This is a genomic window from Streptomyces inhibens, assembly GCF_003389455.1.
In the GTDB taxonomy this organism is placed as follows: domain Bacteria; phylum Actinomycetota; class Actinomycetes; order Streptomycetales; family Streptomycetaceae; genus Streptomyces; species Streptomyces inhibens.
This window is the reverse complement of the sequence record NZ_QUAC01000137.1, coordinates 102,703-109,376: the sequence shown is the minus strand read 5'-3', so window position 1 is coordinate 109,376 and position 6,674 is coordinate 102,703. Positions and strand designations below refer to the sequence as shown.

The window sequence follows — 6,674 nt, the reverse complement described above, 5'->3', positions numbered from 1 at the left end:
CTCCGGCCGGATATCCGGCCGGAGCCCCCTGTGCGGTCCTCGACGGTTGCCCGTCCTTCACCGCCTGCTCAGCTGGTGAAGGACACCTCTGTCACGCCCTGCTTGTAGCCGGGATTGCTGAACTCGTCACGCGGCGCATAGGGCATCGCGGTGATCCATGCGACGACGTAGCGCGCCTTTGTTGGCTGCTTCAGCTTGATCTTTGCGGTCGTTCCTGCGGTCTGGCCCGAGCCGAGCTTGCGCATGGAGCTCAGCGGCTCGGACGGCGAGAGCGAATTGGCCGCATAGAGCGTCACGGTGGTGTGTTTACCGACGTAGTGCAGCCCGATCGTCGCGCTGCTTATCTGCCGAGCCGAGCCGAGGTCGTAGACGAGGCCGACGCCCTTCTTGAAGGCGGGGTTCAGGTCGGGGCCTTCGTGATAGCTCTTGCTGCGCCAGTAGGTGCTGAGGTCCCCGTCGTGGGTGTCCCGCGCCTGGTCGGGGTGTTGTGGCTGGCCGTCCGGGTAGTACTCCGCGGCATCCACGATCTTGATCGGCTTACCGCCCGGCTTTCTGGCCGCGCCACCGCTCGTCTGTGAGTTCCCCGGGTCGTCCTGGTCCTTCTCGCGCTTCAGCAGCGTGTCCGCGAGCTGCCAGCTGCCCAGTCCCAGCGCCGCGATGAGCAGCGCGGAGACAGACCACTTCAGCGCCTTGCCGGTGCGGCTCTGCAGCGGGGGCGGAGGCGTGGCGACGGGCTGCGTCTGCCGGACGGACGGACCGTTGTGGGCCGACGACTGCCGGTAGCTGCCCTGCTGGTACCCCGTGCGCTGGTACGGCGGCGGGGTGGCAAAGGCCGTCTCCGGAGGCCGGATACGCGGCATGGCCGCGACGGCCTTGGCCAGCTCCTCAGGGGTGGTGCAGGGCTGCTCCTGGCGGGAAGCCGTGGCGCCGTCGTTGATCAGCGCGCGCATAGCGAGCTCGGACAGCCCGCGGTGGACACCGGCGCGCACCTGGTCGGGCGCGATCAGCCCGACGCCCTTCGGCAGGCCGGTGAGGCCATGGGCGTCGTTCTCGTACGGCCAGCGCTGGGTCAGCGCGGCGTACAGCAGCGCGCCGATCGCCTCCGTGTCCGTGCGCTGCGGGTGCTCGCAGCTGATGCCGCGCAGCGCCGCCATGACGGCCAGGCCCCGGATGCGGTACTGCCCGGACTCCGTGCGCAGCACCGAGCCAGGGGTGATCCGCAGATGGGCCAGACCCTCGCGGTGCGCGGCGGCCATGGCCTGGGAGACCTGGCTGACGAGCTGGTAGGCGTCATGCGGCTCGAGCGGGCCGTTGGCGAGCACGGTGGTGAGCTCGGTGGCGTCCGGCAGCCATTCATGAACGACGTAGACGAGGTCGTTCTCCTCGACGGCGTCCAGGACCTGGACGAAACGGGGGTCACCCAGCAACGCCGAGGAACGGGCCGCGGACAGTACCGGCCGGGCCCGCGGATGGTCGGCGGGCAGGATATGCACGCCGACGGCCCGGCGCAGCTTTTCGTCGACCGCGCGCCAGCTGCTGAATCCGTCCAGACGGGTGACGCACTCTTCGAGGCGGTAGCGTCTGGCGAGCTTGTGGCCGCTGTGCAGTTCCGGTGGCTGGGCCTCGGCCGCGTCGGCACGCATCTCGTCGGTGCGTGCAGCGTCCTTTTCCCCGCCGGATACCTTTTCGGCCTTAGCACCGTCGTCCGTGGCCTTACCCGCCTTGGCGGTCAGCGGTTCTTCACCGCTCGTGTCGGCCACGTCGACGGCAGCCGTGCTCCGTTCCGCCACCGTCGTTCCTGCCTCCCCATCCGTTGCAGGCTCAATGAGCCAAGACAATTGTGCCCACAGTCCGCCACTATGCACGACACACGGTGGCAGCCGATGGTTGTGCTCTCTCAGCGCCCAAGCTTTGACCGGACCATGCCGACCAGGGCGTTCAGTTCCTCGATGCGCATTTTGCGTGCAGCGATGTAGAAGACGGCCAGAAGTGCGGCAACGCCTGCGACAAGCGCGGCCAGCGAACCGAGGAACCCACTGCCGAGCGTCTGCATGATGCCGTACACCACGGCCCCGGAGACAAGCGTCGCCGGGATGCTGGCGCCGGCCAGCCGTGCGTAGGTCCGCACGACATGGGCGGTGTCGAGGTCGCCGTCCATGCGCTTGCCCAGGCGGCGCCAGGCCACGCCGACGCCGATGATGTACGCCAGGCCGTAGGAGGCGGCCATGCCGACCACGGCCCAGCGGGCGGGCAGGACCAGGAAGCAGAGGCCGGAGGCCACGGCGTTGACGGCGGCGACGATCACCGTGTTGTAGAAGGGCGTGCGGGTGTCTTCGTACGCGTAGAAGGCGCGCAGGACGACGTACTGCACCGAGAACGGGATCAGACCCACGCCGAAGCCCATCAGCATGTAGCCCATCGGGATGCCGGCGCCGGACGAGCCGTAGACCAGCGTGCACAGCGGGATGCCGAGGGAGAGAAAGCCGAACGAGACCGGGACGATGGCGACGGCGGAGGTGCGCAGGCCCTGCGAGATGTCGTCGCGGACGGCTCCGGTGTCACCGTCGTGCGCGGAGCGGGCCAGCCGCGGCAGCAGCGCCGCCATCACGGAGACGGTGATGATCGCCTGCGGCATGTTCCAGATCAGCTGGGCGCTGGCGTACGAGATGAAGCCGGTGCCCGGGTGGCCCTGCTGGTCGGCGGTGTTGCCGGCCCAGGTGGAGAGCTGGGTGACGACGAGGACGCCCGCCTGGTTGGCGAGCACGAACAGCACCGTCCACTTGGCGAGCTTGGCGGCCTTGCCCAGGCCGTGGCCACGCCAGTCGAAGCGCAGCCGGAGCTTGAAGTCGGCGTCGCGCAGGTAGGGGATCATCGCCAGCGCTTGGACGACGAGCCCGAGGAGGGTGCCGATCCCCAGGAGGCGGATGCCCTCGTCGGGGATGGTGGTGACGCCGATGTGCGAGGTCTTCGCCGTGCCGTAGACCCAGATGAACAGGCCGAAGGTGGCGATCATGACGATGTTGTTGAGGACCGGGGTCCACATCATCGCGCCGAAGCGGCCGCGGGCGTTGAGGATCTGTCCCATCACCACATGCAGACCCATGAAGAAGATCGTGGGGACGCAGTAGCGGGTGAACGCGACGGCGACTTCGTTGGCCGCCGGGTCGCGTGAGATGTCGAACGAGACCAGTTTCACCAGCAGCGGCGCCGCGAACACCGACAGCACCGTCAGTACGCCGAGGACCACGACGACCAGCGTCAGCAGCCGGTTGGCATAGGCCTCGCCGCCGTCGTCGTCCTCCTTCATCGCGCGCACCAACTGCGGGACGAAGACGGAGTTCAGACCGCCGCCGATGGTCAGGATGAAGATCATCGTCGGGAGCTGGTAGGCGACCTGCCAGGAGTCACCCAAGACCGCGCCGCCGAGCGCCGCGACGATCAGCGCCGAGCGGATGAAGCCCGTGAGGCGGGACACCATCGTGCCGGCGGCCATCACCGCGCTGGACTTGAGCAGGCCGGAGGCGCGGCCGCCGGAGGGCTTGCCGGCCGCCGCCACGGGGGCGGGGGCGGGCTCCGGCGCCGGTGCGGACTGCTGGGGCACGGCCTCCGGGCCGGGTGCCGCACCGGTCATGGGCGGGCCGACCGGTGCCTGCTGCGCGGGGTGCTGGGGCTCGTAGGGCTGCTGGTCCCGGAAGAGATGTGCAAAGGCATCGGGCTCCGGGCGCTCGTCGGCGGCCTGTGTGATCAGGTCGTCGACGCCTACGAACTGTGTCGTCGCGGCGGCGTCGCCGTACGGGAGATTGCGGGTGGGGCCCTGCGGCTCGGGCGGCGGAGGCGAGGCCCAGAGCTGCGGGTCAGGGGTGTGCCGGCCCGCGGCAGGCTGCTGGTAGAGCGGTTGAGTGGGCTGCCCCGGAGGCGGCGGCGGGTGCGCGGCGCGGTCGTAGAGCGCCTCGGTCACCGGGTCCTGGGCCGTCGGGTCCTGCGCGTGGTGCGGATCGTTGCGGTAGGCGTCCTGGACGTAGGGGTCCTGGACGTAGGGGTCCTGGTCCGCGGGCAACTGGGGCGTCGGAGGGACCGGCCCCATGGGGTCGCCATTGGCGCCCCGGCCCCGGTCACCGTCGTACGGCGCATTCATCGCTGCCCCACCTCATCCGTCGCCGGCCATCCGGCCCCGCCATATATCAACGGTCCACTTTCTCACCTGAGCCGGACGGGCCGGAGCTTTCCGATCCGGTGTCCGGCGTGGGGTCACTCGGCTGCTCGGGCTCGTCGCCGTCCGTGCCGCCGTTGTCGCCGTCGGTGCCCGGCTCGCCGTCGGATCCGTCGTCGTCGGACCCGTCCTCGGCGCGCTGGGCGGCCGCCCGCTTGCGCTGGAGATAGATCCGCACGCCGGCGAGGACGAGCAGGAGCACGCCCCCCGCGATGACGAGCATCACCGTCGCGGTGATCTCCGTGACGTTCACCTGGAACGTCATGGGCTCACCGTAGGGCTTTCCGTCCGCGGTGTAGAGCTGTGCGGTCACCCAGGCGCGACCGTTGGCGTTCGCCGTGGTGTTGAACTTGAACGACTGGCTGTGCCCGCCGTCCACCGTGATCTGCTGCGACTTCCCCGGGTCCAGTCGGTTGGGCTGGGAAGAGGTCAGCTTCAGCGTCACGTCCTTGACGCCCTGGAAGAGGTTGTTCTGGACCGTCACCGGAATCGTGGCGCTGCGCCCGGAGAGCGTGGCGTCCGACTTCTGGATCAGGCGCACCTTCTTCGTCAGACCGTCGAGGTAGCTGCGCACGGAGTGGCGGAACGCGGCGGCGCCGGTGCCGTCACCGCGCCACTGCGTCGACATCTCCCGCATTATCGCGTTGCCGAACGGGGTCACCACCCGCTCCGGCTGGGCCAGGATCACCCGGAAGTCGTCCAGTGCGGACTGGGTGCCCTGGATCTGCCGGAAGGCGTCGGTGGAGAGCTCCTGCCTGCGCAGCGAGGACGGGTAGGCGGCGCCACTCGGCACCTGGCGGGTGGCCGCGGGGTCGGGCTTGGCCTTGGCCGCGCCGCCGAGGTTCAGCGACTGGCTCCAGCGCCCGGACTCCTTCAGATCCCGCAGCGCGGTGGCCATCGCCTGGGCCTGGCTGACCGACGGAATGCGCTGCGGCGCGACGACGACGCTGCGCTGCCGGTCCGGGTCCTGGAGATTGATCATCTGGGTCTGGGCGAGGAACTCCTGGACCGCGCGGGTGGCGTTTCCGGCCTTCGACATATCGCCCTCGAAGGCCTGCGAGAGCTGCGCGTCCGCGACGATCGCGGTGTTGCCGCCGCCGATGGGGCGGGCCGCCGTCGGGGTGTAGGACAGTCCGCCGGTCTCCCGCAGGCTGTCGCCGCGGGTGATCACGTTGTGCGCTCCGGCCGAGGTGGCGACATCGACGATGGAGGAGTCGATCGCGCCGTCGACGGGCCAGGCGAAGTCCGTACGCGGTTTGACGCCGAGGATCGTGTCCACGGTCTTGTCGGCGAGGTCGGTGGCCGGACCGAGGTGGCTGAGCGCGCTGGGCACGCGCTTGCCGTGGTGCGCGAGCGAGGCCAGGTCGGGGTCGGCGAACGGCAGCGCGACAACCTCGTGCGTCTTGACCGCTTCTTCGAGCTCGTGCAGCCACTGCTTGGCGACCGCCTGGTTCTTGCCCATGGGGCCGTCGGGGCCGTCCACCCGGTACGACTTGGTCATCGCATCGACCGTCGCGAGCAGGTCGGGGTCGATGACGAAGGTCACCGGCAGGTTCTTGCCGAGCGCGACCATCTGCTGCAGCCGGCCTCCGGGCGCGAGCTCGGCGGCCAGGTCGTCGTTGAGGAACACCGGCGTCTGCTGGGCGTCGGCGTCGGTCTCGGCGGTGAGGTGGGTGGAGGAGATCAGCGGCCACAGGTAAGTGAGCTGCGTCTTCTTGTCGACGTTGGCCGCCTGCCAGGGCAGGAACGTCCGGTCGATGCCGAGGACCTGCTCGGACGGTGCGGCCTGGGAACGTCCGGACAGAGAGACGCCGATCTGATACACACCGTCATCGCCGAGATCGAGGTCCTTGACCGGCACGCTGAGGGTGAAGGGGCGGCTGATGCCCGGCTCCAGCTTGTCGATCTTCTCCTTGTGCCCCTCGACCTCCTGGCCGTCCGCGCCCGGCTGATATCCGGTGCGATGGGTCACAGCCTCGATGGCGCTGCGGCTGCCGAGCGCATCGCCGCGGTGCATTCCGACGTGCGCGCCGGTGATCGTATTGCGGCCGTTGTTGGTCAGCGTGCCGGAGACGGTGATCGTGTCGCTCTTGGTGGGAGCGGACGGGGACATCGAGTCGATGGTGACGTCGACGGTGCGGGAGCCTGTCGGAGCCGCCTGGGCCGAGGGGGCGTGCGGGAGCTGGAGCAGCCCCACGAGCAGGAGTACTCCGGTGAGCAGTGTCACGGTCCTTCGCAGCCATCGACCACGCGGCCGTTCAGTCCCCTGGAACCCTGCCGCCTCGGCCACGCGCTCGCCCGTCCCTCGTCGTCGTCAGTGGTCGTCGGAATGTGCGTCCACGAATGGTAACGAGGCCTGGCGCGCCCGAGTGCCGGGGACTGCTCCACATGATCGCCTGGCCGGCGGCCGTGCGCCCGGCCTGTCCCCTTTATTACGTGACGCCTCGCGCCGCGCGGCCACGTA

At 69.7% G+C, this 6,674-nt stretch carries 3 protein-coding genes; all 3 read right to left on the bottom strand.

The window, feature by feature from the left end; translation table 11 throughout:
• Positions 1-68: 68 nt before the first annotated feature.
• Positions 69-1,790: a protein kinase family protein gene (locus DY245_RS17875; RefSeq protein WP_128508253.1), complete on the bottom strand. Its 1,722-nt coding sequence runs from the start codon at positions 1,788-1,790 to the stop codon at positions 69-71.
• A 107-nt stretch (positions 1,791-1,897) separates the two neighbouring features.
• On the bottom strand, positions 1,898-4,135 hold the full coding sequence (gene murJ / locus DY245_RS17870; protein WP_128508252.1) for a murein biosynthesis integral membrane protein MurJ: 2,238 nt from the start codon (positions 4,133-4,135) through the stop codon (positions 1,898-1,900).
• A gap of 46 nt (positions 4,136-4,181) precedes the next feature.
• Positions 4,182-6,437, bottom strand: coding sequence for a DUF6049 family protein (locus tag DY245_RS17865; protein ID WP_128508251.1), 2,256 nt, complete (start codon positions 6,435-6,437; stop codon positions 4,182-4,184).
• Between the last annotated feature and the right edge of the window lie 237 nt (positions 6,438-6,674).

Bases quoted from the DNA above. Each gene is read 5' to 3' on its own strand.
- murJ (WP_128508252.1), bottom strand. From the start codon at position 4,135: ATGAATGCGCCGTACGACGGTGACCGGGGCCGGGGCGCCAATGGCGAC.